This window comes from Methylomonas koyamae (genome assembly GCF_006483455.1).
GTDB lineage: Bacteria > Pseudomonadota > Gammaproteobacteria > Methylococcales > Methylomonadaceae > Methylomonas > Methylomonas koyamae_B.
In genome coordinates this window covers 31921-50575 of the sequence record NZ_PPPU01000036.1, presented here as the reverse complement: position 1 = coordinate 50575, position 18655 = coordinate 31921, and the positions used below count along the sequence as shown (strand labels likewise).

18 protein-coding genes are annotated in these 18655 nt (G+C 55.6%); 1 reads left to right on the top strand and 17 read right to left on the bottom strand.

The genetic code is table 11. The features are described 5' to 3' along the window. Positions 1-111: 111 nt before the first annotated feature. The gene (locus C2U68_RS17405) at positions 112-363 is read left to right on the top strand and encodes a hypothetical protein (protein WP_140913737.1); all 252 of its coding nucleotides are present in this window, start codon (positions 112-114) and stop codon (positions 361-363) included. On the opposite strand, the gene C2U68_RS17400 is transcribed toward C2U68_RS17405, so the two are convergent. From C2U68_RS17400 to C2U68_RS17315, 17 genes are all read right to left on the bottom strand, one after another. Continuing rightward, positions 347-694: a hypothetical protein gene (locus C2U68_RS17400; RefSeq protein ID WP_140913736.1), complete on the bottom strand. Its 348-nt coding sequence runs from the start codon at positions 692-694 to the stop codon at positions 347-349. The two genes, C2U68_RS17405 and C2U68_RS17400, sit on opposite strands and share 17 nt — an antisense overlap. After that, positions 684-1178 (bottom strand): hypothetical protein, encoded by a 495-nt coding sequence (locus tag C2U68_RS17395; RefSeq protein ID WP_140913735.1) that lies wholly within the window; start codon positions 1176-1178, stop codon positions 684-686. The genes C2U68_RS17400 and C2U68_RS17395 overlap by 11 nt, the downstream gene beginning before the upstream one ends. Further along, the gene (locus tag C2U68_RS17390) at positions 1175-1699 is read right to left on the bottom strand and encodes a glycoside hydrolase family 19 protein (RefSeq protein WP_140913734.1); all 525 of its coding nucleotides are present in this window, start codon (positions 1697-1699) and stop codon (positions 1175-1177) included. Before C2U68_RS17390 ends, C2U68_RS17395 begins: the two co-directional genes overlap by 4 nt. Before the next feature lie 117 nt (positions 1700-1816). Further along, positions 1817-2008, bottom strand: a complete 192-nt coding sequence (locus C2U68_RS17385; protein ID WP_140913733.1) for a hypothetical protein — start codon at positions 2006-2008, stop codon at positions 1817-1819. 13 nt (positions 2009-2021) lie between these two features. Then, positions 2022-2366, bottom strand: coding sequence for a hypothetical protein (locus C2U68_RS17380; protein ID WP_140913732.1), 345 nt, complete (start codon positions 2364-2366; stop codon positions 2022-2024). Then, positions 2363-3802, bottom strand: coding sequence for a hypothetical protein (locus C2U68_RS17375; RefSeq protein ID WP_140913731.1), 1440 nt, complete (start codon positions 3800-3802; stop codon positions 2363-2365). Before C2U68_RS17375 ends, C2U68_RS17380 begins: the two co-directional genes overlap by 4 nt. A 59-nt stretch (positions 3803-3861) precedes the next feature. Continuing rightward, positions 3862-9852, bottom strand: a complete 5991-nt coding sequence (locus C2U68_RS17370) for a hypothetical protein (protein WP_140913730.1) — start codon at positions 9850-9852, stop codon at positions 3862-3864. 2 nt (positions 9853-9854) lie between these two features. After that, positions 9855-10091 (bottom strand): hypothetical protein, encoded by a 237-nt coding sequence (locus C2U68_RS17365; RefSeq protein WP_140913729.1) that lies wholly within the window; start codon positions 10089-10091, stop codon positions 9855-9857. Positions 10092-10099: 8 nt separating this feature from the next. Then, positions 10100-10465: a Gp49 family protein gene (locus tag C2U68_RS17360; RefSeq protein ID WP_140913728.1), complete on the bottom strand. Its 366-nt coding sequence runs from the start codon at positions 10463-10465 to the stop codon at positions 10100-10102. After that, positions 10452-10652: a hypothetical protein gene (locus C2U68_RS17355; RefSeq protein WP_140913727.1), complete on the bottom strand. Its 201-nt coding sequence runs from the start codon at positions 10650-10652 to the stop codon at positions 10452-10454. Before C2U68_RS17355 ends, C2U68_RS17360 begins: the two co-directional genes overlap by 14 nt. Before the next feature lie 30 nt (positions 10653-10682). Then, entirely contained in the window at positions 10683-13103 is a 2421-nt protein-coding gene (locus C2U68_RS21415) for a transglycosylase SLT domain-containing protein (protein ID WP_222101928.1), read from the bottom strand. Then, positions 13103-13774 (bottom strand): hypothetical protein, encoded by a 672-nt coding sequence (locus C2U68_RS17345; protein WP_186289654.1) that lies wholly within the window; start codon positions 13772-13774, stop codon positions 13103-13105. The genes C2U68_RS21415 and C2U68_RS17345 overlap by 1 nt, the downstream gene beginning before the upstream one ends. Positions 13775-13776: 2 nt before the next feature. Beyond that, positions 13777-14241, bottom strand: a complete 465-nt coding sequence (locus tag C2U68_RS17335) for a hypothetical protein (protein ID WP_140913725.1) — start codon at positions 14239-14241, stop codon at positions 13777-13779. Then, the gene (locus C2U68_RS17330; RefSeq protein WP_140913724.1) at positions 14231-16288 is read right to left on the bottom strand and encodes a hypothetical protein; all 2058 of its coding nucleotides are present in this window, start codon (positions 16286-16288) and stop codon (positions 14231-14233) included. Before C2U68_RS17330 ends, C2U68_RS17335 begins: the two co-directional genes overlap by 11 nt. Position 16289: 1 nt before the next feature. Then, a complete protein-coding gene (locus C2U68_RS17325; RefSeq protein ID WP_140913723.1) occupies positions 16290-16886 on the bottom strand; it encodes a hypothetical protein in 597 nt (198 codons plus the stop codon). After that, positions 16883-17137 carry a hypothetical protein gene (locus C2U68_RS17320; RefSeq protein WP_140913722.1) on the bottom strand — a complete coding sequence of 85 codons (255 nt, stop codon included), beginning with the start codon at positions 17135-17137 and terminating at the stop codon, positions 16883-16885. Before C2U68_RS17320 ends, C2U68_RS17325 begins: the two co-directional genes overlap by 4 nt. Beyond that, positions 17137-18615: a hypothetical protein gene (locus tag C2U68_RS17315; protein ID WP_140913721.1), complete on the bottom strand. Its 1479-nt coding sequence runs from the start codon at positions 18613-18615 to the stop codon at positions 17137-17139. Before C2U68_RS17315 ends, C2U68_RS17320 begins: the two co-directional genes overlap by 1 nt. Positions 18616-18655 lie beyond the last annotated feature (40 nt).

Genomic DNA, 18655 nt, shown 5'->3' with positions numbered 1-18655 from the left:
CGTTGTCAACAATGCAAAAATTATGGCATTGTTTTTCAAGAGATTTATAAGTTCTTGTCAACAGTATATTAACTGCGCTCCTGTTGGCGACGGGTCTGAAAAGGAAATGGCATGGAATTAATACAAAGTCTGCGTTTACTAAAACAAGAACTGCATCAACTAGATCCACTAATACAAGTTCATCCGGAAGAAGTGTTTATTTTTGCGGGCAGGTACAGCAATGATCGGCTGGCTCTAATTAAGCGCATTATTCAATCACATGGATTTAAAATAGAAGATACACTCGCTTTTTCAGATCCGCTTAAAGAAGGCGAGTTCTGCATTTTGCCTGACGTTCGTATTGGTATCAGATTTGCTTATTAGGCCGGTGTATCGACCTGAATTTAGTCCCGATCAGATCGTCCAGCACCACATACCACCAACCCATAAATGGGCCGGCCTCGATAATCTGCCCGCGCGGGATTAAGCTTTCATCAGGGCGTTCGGCCATTAAAAACTGGCAATCGTGTTTGAGCGCCACCGCTACGACTTCACGAATATCGTCCAGCGTCAACGCGCCGTGGAAACCTTTAAACACAGCAACCTTGCCGACGAAGAACGCCTGCCCGGTCACGTAATAACGGTCTTTGTTCTCGACGCATTGGCCATTGTCCAGGCCATAGAGCGTGGCGTGGTCGATTACTTCAACGATCATCGATAAACCCCTCGGCCTTTAATCCTGCGACGTAGGCTTGGCAGGCAACGGCGACTCTGGCCACGTCATCAGCTTCTTCATGTCGTTTTTCAACGCCTGAGAGAAATATCCCGGTTGGGGAATCGTCCGCATTGCTTCCGCTGGTGGCGGCGGGGCCTTTGGCTGCGGCGTCTGGACATAGCGCACGGTGGAACTGCACGCTGGTAATGCGAGCGCGATTATCGCGGGCCAGGTCTTCGATAACTTTGGCATAGGCTGTATCCGTTTGTTGAATGTGTTGATTGAGCGCGACTAAGCGCTGGCGCTGGCGCTGGTTATCGGTCATGGCAATAGTCAGTGCGGCATCGGAGCTGGCTTTTACCGTGGCGGCCAATTCGACGCGCAAACGGTCTGCGGTCAAATAGCCATGCCACCAAACGCCAGCGAGCAACAGCACAAACACCAGCGCCGGCGCCACGCGTTGAAACAATGCCGCGCCGATCATGACTCAAGCACCCGCTGCGCCCGCTGGTAATATGCCAGCCGCTCTTGATAATGATTCAAGCCGCCGTTGATGCGCCGGGTAATTCGCTCGAACAGTCCCTTATCGGCCAAATCGTTAAGCCCCTTTTCGGTCCAAAACCAGGCGGCAGAAGTCGCGGCTAGACCGGGCTGCTCCAATAGCTCCGGCTGCTCGATCAGATCGATATTCAAATACCTGCCTAGCCGGTAATAATTGTCGCGGCCGGTGATTTGCAGTAAGCCGCGGCCTTTATAGCGTGGGCCGTCTCCCGGATGCAGATTGCCCAGGTCGATCCGGCCCTCATAAGCCGAGCCGTCAGCCAACTCTTTGACGTAGCGCAGTTCTCCGGATTCGTGGGCAACCTGCGCTAAAAACGCCGCTTGGCGCAGCGAGGTATCGATCGCGAACATCGTGCAGGCATCGTTAATTGGTTTGGCAAACTTGGCGATATTGCCCGTGGTGGCCAAAAGCATGATTTTTTTCAATTGGCTATCGTTGATCATGGCTTGCCCAATGTTCCTGGGTTAAAGGTTGAAAATCGGGATAGATATAAAACCGGCACACCGTCGGCTGCGGCCGACTACAGCCCGCTAGCGCAAGCAACAGAATCGCCCGCCACATCAGTCTTTAACCAGTAAGCCCAGATTGCCGGCCAGGCTGGTACCGATGGCCGTAACCACGCCGGGAAAAGCAGGATCGCCGGTAATGATGTAACCAACCAAAGCCACCGCCGAAAAAAACGCCAGAATCGCGCCGCGTATCGTCGATTTTTGGCGCCAGTCGATTTTGATTTTCATGCCGAATACAGTCATATCTCACCTCGTTTTATTGAATAATCGACGCCGCCAGGATAAATACGCTATCCACGTCGGCACTGGTTTTTCCCATTTGGTCGGCAATGCTCAACACAAACGGCGAATAGCGTTCGATGGTCGGCGAACGTTGCCACATGTCCCGCGTGTCCTGATCGGCTGCGGCAACCAGTTGCTCGAACTGATCGCGCCACCCCATTTGGGTTAAAGCCCTGGCAAATTGCCACGACCACACCGAATCAGGGCATTGACTATCGGTGGCGGGAAGTGTTTCAGACCATGTCTCATGCTCCAGGACTTCGCCGGATTCTAAAACCTCGCGCCAGCCCAGACCGTCTTTGCGAATCGCATAACTCATATGGAATCCCGATAACCCTTCAAATACAGCCCGGCTGTGGCACTGGATGCGGCGTAATACCATTGGCCGGAAAATCCGGCCGGAATAACGCGATTCGGCAGAACTACAGACCGGCACTCGGTATTGGTCGAAGTAAAACTCAGCTCGGAAGGATTGGTCGTGCTATTGACGACGCCGCCGGCGCCCTCGGTCGACATCAAAATCGCACCGCCGCCGTTGTATGCCAGGAATTCAACCTCGGCTGCCGTTTCCGGAATCATCACCGACGTGATCGGCACAAACGTCGGGCCCGTCGTTGGATTGCCTTGGGTGCCGGATGATAATTTCGGCAGCGCTGCAGAAATGGTGCCGGCGACAACCCGGAAAAACACATCCCGATTGATCTTGAATATGGCATACAGATAGCGAGCTGCCGGCGATGCGCCGCTGCTTGACCTTACCCAACCTAGGCGGGACTTATAGGTGTACCCGCTCGGCATTATCGGATTGCTGCTATTTGTCGACGCCAGCGCCGCCACGGTGTCGGTCGTTGGGTTATAGATGGCATACACCATATAGTTGGTGTTTGCAGTGTTGGACCCGCTATCCAGGCCATTTACGCCCAGCGCGGTCAAATCCACGCCCAGCGTCAAATTTTGCTTTAACACCACGTTGCCGCTGGTGTCGCGCAACAGCAACTGATCGATATAGATATACACGCCGGTATCGGAACCGGTGGTGTAAAACCGCAAGCCAATGTAATCGGCTAAGGACTGAGTCTCGATGCCGACTAGCTGACTGGCATCCAGCGCCGGCAACTTGCCGCTGCCATCCAACTGCACCAACTGATTGGCGCCCGTGCCTACGTTCGCCGTCGCCGCTGTACCCAGCCCCAGCGTAGACCTGGCGGTGGCGGCGTTCGCATCGTCCAGCAACGTGGCGGCGAAGGGCGTCAAGGTCAGCGTGTCCAGGTTGATATCGCTCACTAGCCGCAGGATCGGCTCGCCGGAGCCGTCCACACCAAACACCAAACTGGTCGGGTCCAACCCGCCCAATCCGGAGATCGGCAGCGTAACGGCCCGATCCATGGCGCTTTTTAGCTGCAGTACTTGCATCGCCAACCGGTCCAGCGCGTCGTTGATCGCGGACAGGTAATAACCGCCGGCCAATTTCATGTCGGTGGGCTGGGTGTAAGCGACCTGGCTGGTAATGGTCACGGTCACGCCGGTGGCGTAAGCGGTCAGCGTGGTGATGCTGCCGCCGGGCGAGACGTCCTGATCGGCGTTGAGCGTCACGGTAAAATCGGTATCCAATACCAGATCGGTTTCCACGCCGTCGATCGCGCGCACGACGCGCACATCGGCTTTTTTGAAGACTTTAAAATTGAAGGCAAACACCGTCTGGCTGCCGTTGCAAGGATACGGGCCGGATACTCGGTTCTCGCTGGATATGGTCATGGGTTCCTCTTAAAACGAAAACGGCCCCGAAGGGCCGTTGTGATTGTGACGGGTTGCGCTTATTGCCGGTACCCAAACACTGCTGCCGCCGGGTTGTCTGTCTGATCGTCGGCCAGGGCTTCCGCTCCGGTCCAGGTTTTATTGATTTGTGCGGCAGGCAGGCCGGTTACGTCGCCTATGACATTGATAAACGCTTTGCGAAATGCAGCGTCAAACTCGCCTTGTCTGACTTGTGTCGCCAAGTCGCCGGCATCGCCGACCAGTCGCAAACCAGTTGGGCCTTCATAATTGCGCACTTGATCGCTTAGCCCAATGGCATACTTGATAGGCTCCCTGAACTCGCGCACCAGCACAAGTAACCCAGTCATGCGATCAACCATCTCACCAAGCACCTCGCGGGCATGTTTCGCGTAGTCAACTTCGTCCCAGTCGTCGCCATCGGGTGTAATCGCGGCCCTGATCGCGTGCTCCAGCACTTGCGGTACGGCAAACAGCAGTAGCATCTTGGCGGCCAGCTTGCCTTTGTTTTTTTCGGTTTGCGCTTCAACAAAACCCAGATTCAACAACGTACCCATAAAGTTGTAATACAGGGTAAACAATCGGCTTAGGGGGTTTTTGTCGTTTTCAATGGCCGATAAGTCTTTGGTTTCGCCGCCGCCTTGGGCATCGATTACCGCTTGATCGGCTAGCGCCGCGGCTTTCTCTTCGCCGTGATTGTCGGCCAGTGCTTTGTAAAAAGCGCCTATCCAGGTTGGATAATCGACCAACCCCTGCGCGCGCATGATCAACCAGAATTTGGCCGAGTCAAACCCCGCCTTGGCCTCGCTTTGATATTGAATGCGATTGCGCAACTCGGATAATTCGCGGAATCGGGTTCTGGAACGGTTGGTCATAAAGACCGAGCGTTCATTGACAAAATCCATGGTTTGCTTCGGCTGGTTCATCATTTGCAGTATGCCGCGCGTCATCCATGGGGCGCCTACACGTACAAACGATTGTGTAATGCCGGTAAACTGCATGGCCGCCGACATTAGGTTAAACGACAAACCGGCCGCGCTAATGTTCTGCCGCATCCAGGCGCCGGCTTTTTCCCACCCGCGCATCGTTGCCGTATCGCCGCCGGCAATGTCCTTTTCCCATTGCTTAAGCACTCGCACGTAATCCGGCCCATAATGCTGCCGAATCGCGCCATCAATACGACGAGAACCAAGCACCTTGTTCATGTCGATTAGCCATTCGTGCCACGCCAAATCATGAATCACTTCATTCAGTCCGTTAAATACCCCATCCAGCGATAACAACAAGGGCCGGCCCAGTACGGCATCAACCCGGTTTTTGGTAAAGCTGCGGCGCGTCGTTGCAGCGGAATAGGCGGCTTTCAGCATAGCTCTCGCCTCTTCGGCGTCGGCATGTTGTTCGGCGCCGATGCTGGCGCGGGGATCGTACTTAACAGGGTAATAACCGCCGGCCATCTCAATCGGGCCATCGACGGACATCGCGGTAAAGGGTCTTGGCGGTATCCAATTGGGCTCTTTCCCGTACAGCCTCCGCTCTTTTTCGGCAATTAGCGGCCTGAACTCCTCAAACAAATCCCATACTTTTTGCACAGTAAGCCAATCATCGGCGGTCAATGTGGCAACCACGGGTCTAATTTGGCTTTCCGTCCAGCCCTCTCCGCCCAGCAATCGTTGCATATTGCTTTCGTTGCCCATGTTCAAGGCCATCGCCAGTACTTGGGTTTTATTCAAGCTGCGGTTGATGCTGGGGTAAAACTTGCCTTTGCCGCCCAGTTTGTCGCCTTTGAATACCGGCGACATAATCTCGCTCAATTTTTGCGTGTACTCTGCGCGCTTGCTGGTTTCCCATTCGCCGCGCACGTTGGCGGGCCGGATAAAATAATCCCACATCGGCCCGTTTTCTTTGCCGCCATCCAATACGCGGGCAATTGATGATGCCCGAATATGACTAAAGAAAAACCCACCGACGCCTTCCTTGAACTTCCCCAACGCATCCTGTGCTGACCGATCGTTGGCGACGCGCTCGCTGGCATTCAATACGATGCTATCGGTTACCTCGGTTTCCATTTCCAAGAAATTGCGCTTTTGGCTCAATACCAGCAGCTTTTTCTGCTCGCGGCCCATGTGCGCAATCTGCTTGACCGTATCGATCAGCCCGCGCAATTCTTCCACGGTCAAATCTTTATAGGGGATGCGCTGATGCTCCCGTAATAATTCTGGCGGAACATTCGGTGTTAGACCTTGGTTTTCCTGCTCGGCTAGCCATTCGGCTAAAGATAGTTCCCGTCGATTGCGCTCGGCGTCGCTCATTTTCCGGAAATCGTAGCGGTCCAGAATCGCTAAAATTTGATCGTTGTAATCGGCGGCTATCGTCGGCAAGCCGCCGCCGTCAAATTTTTTCAGGTACTTTAAGCCGCTTTCGATATCATCCTTGGCTTCGTAAGCGGCTTTGCTCGCCTCGACGTTCAACACCTGGTTACGCTTTTCGGCGGCGGCTGTTTCAATGTCGCCTTTTTTCTCGGCCTGTAACGCGGCCTTGGCTGCGCGGGCTTCTGCGCGGGTATACACGCTAGGCGACAAGTCGCGAATCTTTACCCTGCTGATCATGTTGTGAGCCATTTCCTTGGCTACGCTGGTTACCAGCCGCACTCCGCCGGTCGCTTTAGCCAAAGCGTTGGCTTCGGTGGTCACAAATTTGGCGCGCGCTTCGTTAAACAAGGCCCGGTGTGCCGCTTCTTGTATGGCTTGGGGGCTGGATAACTCGGCGTGTTCTTGTAGCATGCGATGATCGGTCAATTGCTCGATCATCTCTTTCGGTGGAATTGCCGCGGCTAACTGTTTTACCAGCTCGTCACCCGAGCTAAATCCAAATAGCTCGGCAACAATATCCGGATGCAAGCCATCCTGCGCCGTCATTTTCCGCTCAACCAGTACTTTTACGAGGTCCTCGGATATGTCGTCCATGTCCGATAGCGCGGCAAATTCCAATCGCCCGGCTTGCAATCCTAATAAGTTGCCGATCTGCGAGATTTCCGGGGCGTCGCTGTCTGTCGGTAATTTGTCCTCGGGCGTTAACTTGCGCGTTAAAAACTGCCAGGCTTGATACACGGGGCGAGCGTACACTTCCATGCGTACTTCAGCGCGCGTTTCGCGCCGCAAATCGTCGTGCTGTTGCTGCAATCGTTTCAGGGTGCGATTGCGGGCATTTTGTAGCCATTGCATGTCCCGCATGCCTTTCAGGGCCAGTTGCTCTTTGGCGTCATTGATCGCGTGTTTCCATGCCGCTTGGTACTCGGCAAATTCTTGATCAGACATGCCGCTTTGCTCTGGTTCGCTAAATAGCGGCATCAGGCTGCGGCCTTGCTGGGCGAGTTCGATTTGTTCGTCGGTCGCCAGCATCCGATCAAACACGCTACGCACGTCTTGATTTAATTGCGCGTTGTCAAAATAGCGCGTGATGTGCTGATAAACATGTTTTAGCCAAGCGCGGAAGGTAGCAAATATCCGCGATAGCTCCAGGCTGGGCGCCTGCCCCTCGAACAGATATTTCTCGAAAGCCTCGGCAAATTGCTCGTGATAGGCCCGCTTTTGCTCGAAGTCCAGATTGAACCACTCGCGCACGTCTTGCAGGCCAAACCAGTTCAGCAGCGTGTTGGTGTCGGCAATCAACTGCTTTTGCGCCTCGGTGGTGCCGACCAGTTCGTCTTCGGTCAGCAGGTTGGCCATCATGTTCATGTGCAGTTCCAGGAACATGTGGCCGGATTCGTGCAGGAACGTGCTCAAATCAGCTTTTTCCAGCAGGGCGATGGTGTTGGTATCGGGGCTGTAGGCGCCGCGGGCGTCTTGATAGAACTTATTTAGGGTTTGGTCTACAATGGCATCCGAGGCGCTGGTGAGGCTAGCTGTGTCATCCTTGCCCGTTGCGTCGGTAGTGTCTGTCCTGGTACCGGCGGCGCCTTTTTTTCGCTTTTCAAACGCGGTCATCAGCCAGTGTTTGGCTTGATTATCCCAAGTCAACCGCACGCCGGCCTTGTGGTCTGCTGACTCCAAATTGATTCGGTTATCGCTGCGGCTAACAACCTGCATGCCGGAAATGATCTCTTGTAAATTGCCAACCACTTCCGGATGGAATTTTACTAGCTTGGCCAAACCATAGCCGTCGCTCGCACCAGTCCCGGCCTCACCCCACACCAAATCGATATCGCCGATTTCCGGATGATGCAACGCGCCAACGGCCTCACCGGTTTGCAACTCGGTCAGCTTGGCAATCGCTGCGCTGGCGTTACGTGCGTAATCGGTTAGGATTGGGCCGAAAGGGCCATCGTTGTTATTGGCTTGATTCAACAACCGCCCGCCGCCAATCACGCTATCCACATTGACCGGATAACGCTCGAACATCGTTTCCGGCGACATGCCGAAGCGTTGCGCCTGGGTGGCGTAGTATTGGCCGACCAGCGTGGCATAGTTTTCGTTGGCGTTACCCTGGAAGCGGCCGGTGGCGGCCAGTTGCTCCAGCACCCGGTTTTTGACTTGATCGGCCCCGGCGGCCAGGGCTTGTTCGGTTTGCGCCCGGGTGAACGCGGCATCGGCAGCATCGCGGATCGCGGCCGGTATGTTGTCGCGCAACTGGCGGGCATCAAAGGCGGATAGCTCCTGATCGGCCAGCCGCATATGGTCGGCCAGCGGCTGGAAAAACTCGGTATTGCCCAGTTTGGCGACTACGTCGCCGACCGGTATCCGGATCTCGCCGCCGCTGGCGATGGCTTGCGGCAACTGCTCGGCCACCTCCGGCAATAACGCCTGCACCTGGTCGGCCACGCCGGACTGCATAAAGGCGTTGGCGTCGATGTAGACATTGTGGGCATCGTCGCCCAAGGCGTCGTTGACCAGCTTTTCGACCAAATCCGGCGCCCGGTTCAACGTCTTGCTGGCGCTGGCCGCGCTGCCGAGTTGGTTGAAGTAGCCGCCGTTTTGCTCGGCTTGGTCTATGCCGCGCGTAGCCAGCGCTTCCGCGCCTTTCAACACGCTGACCGTGCCGCCGGTGCCCACCGCCGTGGCCACTAAGGTTTGGATGGCCGCATCCGGCCGCGCCGCCAAATAATCGCCAAAGGTTTTGTCCGGATTCAGCACCGCCCATTCGTTCAGATCCTGAAACGCGGTGGCAACCTGCTCGCCGGGGATTTCCGTCGCCAACTGGTTGGCTAGGGTCTTGAAGAACGGCGCGCCGGCGTTCAAGTCGCCGAACAACCGGCCGACCGGAATCATTTCGGTGCCGTACTCGACCGCGGCATCGGCGGCGCCGAATAGCGCGGCCTGTCCGGGATCGAGGCCTTTATCGCGGGCCTTGCCGTAGGATTGGCCGCCGGTGATGCCGGCCATGGTATTGAGCGCCAGCGCCGGGTTATTGGCGGCAATGGCCAGCGGCAAGGTCAACAGGTTTTGCGTCAACGATTGCACGCCGGAATACACGCCGGATTCGATATTGCCGCCGCCTTTTGGCATCAAATATTCGCGCCAGGCGGTTTGGTTTTGCCGCAATGCGGCCATATCCCGCGCTAACGGCCGGCCCAGTACGTCAGGTGTGCCGAAAAAGTCGGCGATGGGCCCGGTCACGCCAGCCAGCGCATCGGCGCCGGCCTGCATCACGCCGGCCGCACCCTCGCCAAAACCGAAATAACCAGACGCCGCCGCCTTGCCCAGGTTTTTCCCTGTCTGCAAGGTTTTTTCCAATGCGCCCAGATTGTCGACATCGTCATGGATTACCCCGGCCACGTTCGGATCGCGGAACAGTTCCGCCGTGGCCGGCATCTCCCGCGCCAGTTTGCCGTAATCTATCGCATCCAATCGGGAACGGCGCTCGACCTGCGTCCGCTCCAACCGCACCGCCTCCAACGGCAAACGGTAATCCTGCGCCAACTTGCGCAAGGCCGCCTCGCTGTCGGGCTGTTTGTCGACCGCATTCATGGCGGACAGGCGTAGCGAAGCCTCGCCGTCCTGTTGGATCAGCGCTAAATAGTCTTCTGGGCTGGGCATGGTTAATCTATGTCGTCAATGTCGCCGGAAAAGTCGCTGGACAATAACTTGTGTTGAAAGACTGAAATTAAAAAATGGATTTCAGCATGGTTGAGGTTTAGCGATGCCCGCGCATCCAGCAAGCCTTCTTTATCCCATCCAATAATCACTAAACTGTCGAATTGGCCGGCGGCTTCTTGCAGAACGACATCCGGATCGATAGCCGCATTTTTCGGCCGGAAGTTGCAGATGTCGCCCATGGTAAAACCTAACCGTTCACAAAAAGCCGTTGCTTCAACTCGTAACCCATCAGCGGCCATATTTTATTGACCGCGTTCTGGCGTGCAATCTTGCGGCCCAGTTCGGCGTCGAAGTTTTCCGGGCTGGCGCAGGCGCTCTCGCCGGTAACGGTGAAGCCGTTTTTCAGAATTAGCACGCAAAATGTCAACAAGTCGAGAGATTCTGGCCTTGATCCTGTTTCAAATTTATGGCCTTGTGTCGCGCAAACCCCATCGTGCGCGGTGAAATACCACTCGCTGGAGATATTGTCCTCAATATCGTCCGGCGTAACACGCGGCGCAGTCAGGCCTTTTGCCTGGATTTCTTGTTCAATTTCAGTGTCAGTGCTTTTCATTATTACTCTCTCGCGCCAAATACTCGCTATACGTTAAATTCCGCGCCTGCATCGAGGTAAAACCGCTTTCGGTTCTGATCGAGACGCGCTCCAAAAACCATTCCTTGGTGTTTTCGTCCACGGATCCGGTTTGGCCGGTAAACCAGGCGAAGTCTTGTTCGGCCGGTGTGGGTTTATCGCTGGCCATATCATTTTCGTGGCGTCACGAAAATGGTCGTTACAGCAGCCCCTGCCGGCGGGCGTACATCGTGACGATGTCGTTTTCGGTGATGGCTCGGCCGCGGCCGGCTTGGTTCCAGGCGTCAATAATGGCCTGGCGTTCTGCGGCCGGTACCACAATGTTTTTCAACTCGTCGCTGCCGATCAGTCCGGCCGGGCGGGTTTCGTCGAACCAGAACGAGCGTTTCAATTGCACGTCGACAAACAACCGCGCCGCGACTTGGCGCAGTTCTTCGTTGGATAATTTCTTGCCGGTGTCCTGTTCCGCTTGCCCGACTTGCTGCTCGTAGGCAGCCCACAGACGGCCGACTTTCTCGGCATCCTTGCTGCCGGCTTTCGGCGATGGATCGATGCCGGCCTCCAGCATGAATTGATCCAGAATCTGCTTAGGCGAGCGTACCGAAGTCATGCTGCTGTTTCGGTTATTCAACTGCTGCTGTTCTTCGGACAGGCCTTTAAACTCGCTGTCGCTCAACTTGTCACGGAACGCCATCAGGTTGGTATCTTTCAGCAACTGCGGGTTGGATTTCATCCGGTAATACAGGCCCCAATCGGTTTCGATCGGTTCGCGGGCGTTGATCTTCTTGGCAAACGCCATCACCTTGTCCACATCCTCGATCGGCACCGAGCCGCGCACCTGGGGTGGCAAGCCGGCGAAATCGCCGCCGTTCTCCAGGATCATGCGCATGGCATTGCCGGTGGCTTCTTCCTGGCGTTGCTTAATCGCTTTGGTCTGGTCGTTGTAGTGTTTTTCCACTACATCCATCGTCAACTTGACCAGCTCGGCGCTGGGATTTGGGCCCAGTTTGTCCAATGCGGTTTGTTGGGCGTCGGCCAGGGTAGGGCGCTGATATTGGCCTTGGCCGGCGGCAAAGGCTTTCATATTTTTTGCCACGTAAGCCTGGGTTTCGTCCGGCAAAAATCCGGACCAGGGCAGGCCGGTGGATTCCGCCAGTTTCAGCGCATTGCGCAAGGCGCCGGGGCCAGCGTTATAGGCTGCGTAAGCCTTGGACAGGTCGCCATCGAAGTCTTGCAACTGCTTGGCAAAATAGGCTTTGCCCAAGGCCTTGTTATACTCGGCATCGGTTCTAAAGCGTTGCTCGTCCCAGGGCAGGCCGGCCAGCTTCGCCGCTTCCGGTCCGGTGTCCGGCATGATCTGAGCAATGCCGATCGCACCTTTGCGGCTGGTGATGGGCTCTGGATCGGCAAAAACACTTTTATTTTGAGAAATCCTTTTTTTTGCGTGTTCTACTGCTTTGTCGATAATAGAGTTTGGTATTTCTTCTCCATCTTTTATATTTAAAATAAATTCAAGCTCGTTTTTGCTTAATGTTGGAACAATGGTTGGAATATCCATTTCCTTTCCATCAATATTCACGCCTACACTGAACTCAGTCATAACTCCGCCATCAGGACGTTTAAGCTCACCCAAAAAGCCTTTGCCTTTTGGTGTGCCATCTGGCCTAAGTCCATATCCATAATCGTGTGCAAATTGCCGGCCGCCGGATTCGGCATTGAGCAAAATATTAAACGCCCGGTCGCCGTCGCCGGTTTGCATCCGGGGATACAATTCGCCAATCACGGTTTGGCCGACTTGCAACGCGGTCTGCCGCTCGTGTTCCGTGTTCAGCACCTTGGCTGCCTTCACGTAATCGTTCAGATCCATTTCCTGGCCGAACTGTTTGTGCAACTGCCAGGCGTTGGCAATGTTGCCTTGTTGCAGGCTGGTGTCGATGGCTTGAATAATGGCGGCGGACACGTGGCGGCGGCCGTCGACTTGGCCGATTTCGGCGCTACCGTGTTCCAGCAGCCCTAAATCTTCCGAATAGCGTTTGATGTTGGTCAACGATTCGCCGATCCGGGCCGGATCGTTATTGAACAGCTCGATATCGCGGGTAGCGGTGTCGATGCCGCCGCGCAATACCCCGCGCTTGTATACCCGGTATTGTTCGTTTTCGTGGCTCATCAACTGCTGGCGCAATTGCAGGCTGCTGCGGTCGGCCCATTCTTGAAACGCCAACCGTTGGCTATCGTTGCCCAGGCCTTGAATGATCTGGTTGATGTGCTGCTGCCTGGTATCCAGCACGTTGTCGGTCAGCGGTTTGCTGTTAGCCTGACTCAGCACCGCCGCGCCGGTCTGCTTGCGCCAACCGTTTTCGCCGAATTCCAGATCCTGATCGAATGCCAAGGTCTGGTTGATGGCGTCCTGGGTGCGGGTGCGGTCGATATCCTGCAGCTCTCGCATTTTCAGCGCCATCGAGGCCCGCTCGAGGGTTTGCGCGGCATTGCCGGCCGCTTCGGCAAACATGGCATTGTCGGGATTAATGAAATCCGCGACGCTGCGGCCGCGCTGCTGGACTTGCGGCAATCGGTTCAACGAAACGCCGACGCCGTCGGCAGTAGGGACTCTTAACGCCATTATCGTGCCTTCATCATTGCAAACTGGCTGGCGGAACTGATCAGCGACGACGCGCCGGACAGCAACGCCGCTTTGCCGGGGCTGGTGTTACGCGCCCGCCAATCGGCAAACGCGGAACCGGAACGGAATTCCGCCGCCTGGTTGGAATAGCCCCACGCCTCGCGCAGGGCGTTGTTCTGGATGGTATCGACTTCCTGTTGTCCTAAATACTCGGTACTGGTCAACAAATCCAATGCCGAGCCTTGGTTAAGCTCGACGCCGTTGGCGGCCAGCGCCGCCCGTTGTCTGCCGATCAATTGCGCGCGGGATTGCATCGAACGTTGGGCCTCGATCTCGCCGCGCTGCAACGCATCGCTGCGCGCCCACTCGGCCATCTTGGCATTGTTGGCGTCGACCTGCGCCTGGTACTGCGCCTGTTTCTTGGCTGCGCTGGCTTGTTCGCTGGCCTGATAGGCCGACATGCCGGCCGACAGCAAGCTGCTGCCCAACATGAACGCGCCGGAGTTGGCCGCGACAAAAGAACCAGCGGCCGACGCTGCAGTACCGATGGCCGATCCGGCCGCCGCCGCTGCCGAACCGATTGCGCTGGCGCCGGCAGCGATGGCGGCGCCAGCCGTGCTGGCCGCCGAGGCCGCCATTGCCGCCAACGGGGCCAAAGCTACAAAACACATCGTTACACCCTCATTTCGAATTTAACCATCGGATACCCGGGTACCACTTCTTTTTGTTCGCCCAGCGCAAACCCCAACCGCTGCAACCACGCCAGCGTCCGGGTATTGCGGCAATCGATGTAATTGCATAGGGTTGGCCAGCGTTCCAGCATGGTTTTAATGCCGCGCCGGCTCAGGCGAGTCAACTTTACCGCATGCCGATCCAGCGCCGGCGTACCGACCAGCCAGGGAAAGCCGACCGGCGATATCAGCGTCAACGCGCCGCAACCGCAGATACACAACAGTTCGCCGTCGTATTCCACCGCATAACAAAACCCGGCCGGCGATAGCTTGATCGATTGCGTCAAGGCCTGGCGGGCATCGGCGGCCATCGCTTGCAGATCGTTCCGTTCCGCTTGGCGCAAATGGCCGACCAGATACTCCACATCCGCCGCGGTCGGCGGCCGGAACACCACATTAGCCGCCAATGGCCACCTCGGACGCGATAAACACAATTTCCAGCGGCGTTGGGTCGGTATGGCGGATGGCAGTCTGGCCGGTGCTGTTCCAGTCGGCCTTTACCACTAACTCCACCAGTCCGGAATACCATTGCCCCGGCGTCGCCATCGCGGCCAGGGTTTGGGTTTTGATCGGCGTCAATTGGTCAAAATCCGGGCCGGCATAGAACGGCGCCGAGTTCAAGATTTGCGCCCATACTTTGTTGACGTTCTTGATGCGGCTTTGGCCCTGAGTCGAATCCTGGAACCATAACGGCAGCGTTTTCAGATCGGCCGTAATCGGCAGGCCGATTTGGGCCTTGGTGACAGTCACGCCGTCGTCGAGCGTAATCTGGCCGCCGGTGACGACTTTAGGCGTCATGACTTGGCCGTTACCCAGGATCGCGACGGTTTTACCTTCCAGGTGCTCCAGGCCGCTGATGACGTTGGTCGCCGCGCCGCTGTAGGTCAAGCCGCTGTCGACGAAGAACGCATCTGCCGCCGTGGCCGGATTGCGTAGATCCAACATTTCCACGTAGCGTTTGGTTTCACCGTTGATGATGCGCTTGACGATCAGATACAACACGTCGGCATTGTTCTCCGGAATCACGCAACAGCTCTCGACTTCGCCGTCGGTCTGGTGCCGGTGCCAGGCCAGCACATCCTGTTCCGGCACATAGGTACAGCCCAACAATTGACCGTTGCTACTGACGCACCACAATACTTTCCACGGTGCGCTGGCAAAAGCCATATCGACCACGTCGAGATAATCGAACAAGTGTGTCGCCAGGATGCTGACGTCCTGCGAAATATAGCCGTTGTTTTGCCAGTCGTAGGACATCTCCAGCAAATGCCCGCCACGCGCCGCCACGTACAGCATGCGGTTGCCGATCAGTTCCGGTTGCACCTTGGATGCGCCGTTTTGGCCCTGTGGCTTGGGGTTGATCGTACTCGGTACCAGCGCGCCGTTTTGCGCTTGGGCAATGCGCCACTCGTTGGCGGCGGTGAGAATCACCAGATCCTGCAGCGGCACAATATGCCGGATCACGTCGGACCTGTACGCCTTGATTTTGAACCGCAACGCATCGCTGTCTTGCGACGGGATGGTGTAGTTCATGTTGTAGTCCGAGCCGCTTTGCGTGCTCCAGACGTTCATCGGGTCGTTATTTGTGCCGCCGAAAAACCGCCGCTGCTCGAAGTAACCCACGGCCGACGGATAGTTGTCGGTACCATTGAACGGGTCTTCGCTAATCGGCAGCGTGTGGCTCATATCGGCCAGGATGTTGTCGTCGACGAACGAAAGCGAAGAGGTTTGGCCGATGTAACCGTAACCGCCGGCCGCCGACTTGTACACGTTATACATCGCCGCGCCGGTAACGGCACTCCAGGTGACGGTGTTGTAATTGCCGGAGATAGTGAGGTCGTTGGTAGCATTGCCGGAAGCGGCCGAACCGACCGACTCTTCGTAGCCGCGGCTGTTCAGCGCCGTGACTTTATAAGTCACCGTCTTCGGATTGCCCGCCGTAGCATACGTTGCCACCGCTGAAACTCCGGTGGGTGCGGCCGTTTGCGAGGAAAAACCAACCGTGGTCAATGTCCAGTGGGTATTGCTGATGCGCGTCAATTCGCGCACGGCATACAGCGGATGCGTCAGCGTAATCACGTCGCCGGACTGGCTGATCACGATATCGAAGATGTCGTCTTCGCCATATGGGCTGCTGATCTGATACGGAACCGATCCATCGAGCAGTGTGCCGCCCAGCGTATGAAAGCGGAAATATCCCACGCCCATTTCAATTGCAAACGCCTGTCCAGTACTGAATACAAACGGAATCAAGCGGGCTTTGCGCGACGGCGTCCGGGTCACATTGACAAACAACGTCCCCGGCCGATTGATCGCTGAACCTTGCGGCAACGGAATAAAATTCAAACAAGTTTCCAGCCCAGTCTGGTACTTAGCCAGATTGGTTTTGCCGAGCAAGCGCCGGCTAACCTCGCCGCCGTTGAACGAGTTACGCAGATCGCGAGTACTGGGCATATCAGCGGCGGGCTTGGGTGTATTTGGGGATTTTGTTGCGGCGGCGGCGCACGTTGCGGCTATCGTGTACCGTGGCGATGGCCAATTCGCCCAGCGCGGTTTGCGTCAAGCTTTTGGCCGCCGACACGCCGACATCGCCGCGCAAGATCGGCCCGGCCAGATAACTTGCTAACAGCGTAGTGAAGTAGCCGATAAAATAGCCGGGAAAATTGTCGCTGCTGAGATTGCTGGTGACAAATTCCAGCGTGATGCTTTCCTCGTCTACATACAGCACGGATTGGCCGCTGTCGGACAATTCCAAACTGTATTCGGTGACTTCTTCAATTTCAGAGGTGGAGATATTTACCAGCTTGGCAAACCCGGCCGGCAATGCAAACGCATAAGCCCAGGCTCCGTTATCGTTGACCAGCGCGGACGGCGTCACGGTGCGGGTGGCAAAGCTCCAATTGTGCTGGCTCAGCGCAAACGCCAAAGCGATCGGGTAAAACTGGGCGCAATGGCCGGCCTGCACCGAATCGTCGGGCGGATCGATCGACACCACGCCGCCCGCATCGCCCAGCTTGCCCAAGGCGAGGTTGCACAATGCGACCGGATTCATTTATCCACCTTGCCGTCTAGCTTATCGTTCATGGAGTCAAGTTTGCGAAATAAGGCGTCGACGATGCGCTCGAGATAGTCTTTGCGCACATAGTCGCCGGCAACGACCTTGTCCAGCTCGTGAATCTTGTCGAATATCTCGCGGTCGGCTTTTTGCAAATCCTTGATCGATTCCCAAACCGTCTTGAGTATCCACCCGCCCAAAATCCCCGCCAGAGTGATGGCGATGTTGAAGAGTTCTTGGTAGGTCATTACAGGTAGTACTTGTAAGCGTCGTCGGTAAGCTTGACGATTTCCACATCCGAGCGGGCCTTGACGCGGGCGATGAATTGATCTAACACGCTAACCGATAGGCCTTGATTCCCAGGAGCACCGCCAGCGCCATGCATCAAGATGGTTTGACCGGTTTTTGTAGTTGCCGCAATGTCGGCTACATCGATCAGGTTCTGCAGCGTGGTGGAGTCGCTGGTTGATATGGCGTATTTCAATATTGGCAAACCGGCAATCGGGCCATATCCGATAGGAATTTTTCGACCAACAACGGTTTGTGAGCCGCTCATTAACTTGATTCCAGATGCCAGCAATGCATCCCTAACCAAAAATTGACGCGCCATGCCTACAGATGACGGGAACAAATCGGTAAACGCCCGCACACTGAAACCGATACCACGAGTCCAGCCCATTGAAGCCATGTAGGCCCATTGATTCAAGTGGTCGTTAATGATGTCAAACGCTGTAGGCCAGTCTGTTGCATTGACATAGCCGCCGGTTTTGTTGCTTGCAAACGTGTGGTGCCACCAATCATTGCCGGCCTCATAAATAGTGTTCATTTGCGATTCGGTTAACTCGGAACCGACTAATTGCTTACGCAAGCCAAAAATCGCATTGACGCCGTATTTATTTAGCACGTCCAACACATTCATGTGCGTGGCATAGGGGCCGTCTACCCGCAAATAAATTCGGCCTTTTTGGTCAGCCGGAGCGCAATCCAATTTAACTGGGCCAAGCCAAATCGGATAACTAGCAGAGCTCGCTCCGGTCGTGAATGTTAATGCAATGCTGGTAATTGACTCTGAATCCAGCGTTGCAACGGTAGCACCGCCCGTATAGTTGAAAAAGTTGGCGTTGTTGTAGTCGTAATCACGGTTCCAGTTAAACTCATACGGAACCCCCGGCGTCATGTCTTGTGTGTGGTGAACCGTCAGTGAAATGGTTTTCCCCGTGCTAGTGGTCAGTACAAACTTAATTGAGTTTGCAGCAATACCAGATGCAGTTTCGTTGCACGTAATGATTACCGGTATGGTAATGTTTTTAAACGTGGCAAAACTGATCGGGTTTGTAAACGTCAGGGTTCCAGTGAAGGGCGTTGTCGCCGATCCAGTGGCCTTAATTGCGGGCTTGCCTTGAATGGTTACAGTGGAATCCAGCGCAAACGTGCCGTTTATAGCCGAAAGCGTGCCAAGCGACGGCGACCAGTCGCACACCATGCGGTTGACGCTTTGCTGTTTATAAGTAGCGACCTCTGTTGCTTCTTTGTTGTGAACAAGAACCAGCTTATTTCCATGTTGTAAAACACCGTCACCAGTCACAAATGGAGACGGCAAAGCAGCAAACGGGTTGTATTTTGCAATAATACTTGACTCACTTCCGTCCGGACTTTTGGCGCCAATAACTTTCTCGCCAGCGTCGTCTGTTAAAAAAATACCCCCGCCAGGATGTTGTCTAGACATATCGTTGCTCCGTATTGGTGCTGCTAATTATGCTAATAAA

Excerpts from the sequence above, each read along its gene's own strand:
- C2U68_RS17405 (WP_140913737.1), top strand. The coding sequence starts at position 112 with ATGGAATTAATACAAAGTCTGCGTTTACTAAAACAAGAACTGCATCAA.
- C2U68_RS17400 (WP_140913736.1), bottom strand. The coding sequence starts at position 694 with ATGATCGTTGAAGTAATCGACCACGCCACGCTCTATGGCCTGGACAAT.
- C2U68_RS17395 (WP_140913735.1), bottom strand. The coding sequence starts at position 1,178 with ATGATCGGCGCGGCATTGTTTCAACGCGTGGCGCCGGCGCTGGTGTTT.
- C2U68_RS17390 (WP_140913734.1), bottom strand. The coding sequence starts at position 1,699 with ATGATCAACGATAGCCAATTGAAAAAAATCATGCTTTTGGCCACCACG.
- C2U68_RS17385 (WP_140913733.1), bottom strand. The coding sequence starts at position 2,008 with ATGACTGTATTCGGCATGAAAATCAAAATCGACTGGCGCCAAAAATCG.
- C2U68_RS17380 (WP_140913732.1), bottom strand. The coding sequence starts at position 2,366 with ATGAGTTATGCGATTCGCAAAGACGGTCTGGGCTGGCGCGAGGTTTTA.
- C2U68_RS17375 (WP_140913731.1), bottom strand. The coding sequence starts at position 3,802 with ATGACCATATCCAGCGAGAACCGAGTATCCGGCCCGTATCCTTGCAAC.
- C2U68_RS17370 (WP_140913730.1), bottom strand. The coding sequence starts at position 9,852 with ATGCCCAGCCCAGAAGACTATTTAGCGCTGATCCAACAGGACGGCGAG.
- C2U68_RS17365 (WP_140913729.1), bottom strand. The coding sequence starts at position 10,091 with ATGGGCGACATCTGCAACTTCCGGCCGAAAAATGCGGCTATCGATCCG.
- C2U68_RS17360 (WP_140913728.1), bottom strand. The coding sequence starts at position 10,465 with ATGAAAAGCACTGACACTGAAATTGAACAAGAAATCCAGGCAAAAGGC.
- C2U68_RS17355 (WP_140913727.1), bottom strand. The coding sequence starts at position 10,652 with ATGGCCAGCGATAAACCCACACCGGCCGAACAAGACTTCGCCTGGTTT.
- C2U68_RS21415 (WP_222101928.1), bottom strand. The coding sequence starts at position 13,103 with ATGGCGTTAAGAGTCCCTACTGCCGACGGCGTCGGCGTTTCGTTGAAC.
- C2U68_RS17345 (WP_186289654.1), bottom strand. The coding sequence starts at position 13,774 with ATGTGTTTTGTAGCTTTGGCCCCGTTGGCGGCAATGGCGGCCTCGGCG.
- C2U68_RS17330 (WP_140913724.1), bottom strand. The coding sequence starts at position 16,288 with ATGCCCAGTACTCGCGATCTGCGTAACTCGTTCAACGGCGGCGAGGTT.
- C2U68_RS17325 (WP_140913723.1), bottom strand. The coding sequence starts at position 16,886 with ATGAATCCGGTCGCATTGTGCAACCTCGCCTTGGGCAAGCTGGGCGAT.
- C2U68_RS17320 (WP_140913722.1), bottom strand. The coding sequence starts at position 17,137 with ATGACCTACCAAGAACTCTTCAACATCGCCATCACTCTGGCGGGGATT.
- C2U68_RS17315 (WP_140913721.1), bottom strand. The coding sequence starts at position 18,615 with ATGTCTAGACAACATCCTGGCGGGGGTATTTTTTTAACAGACGACGCT.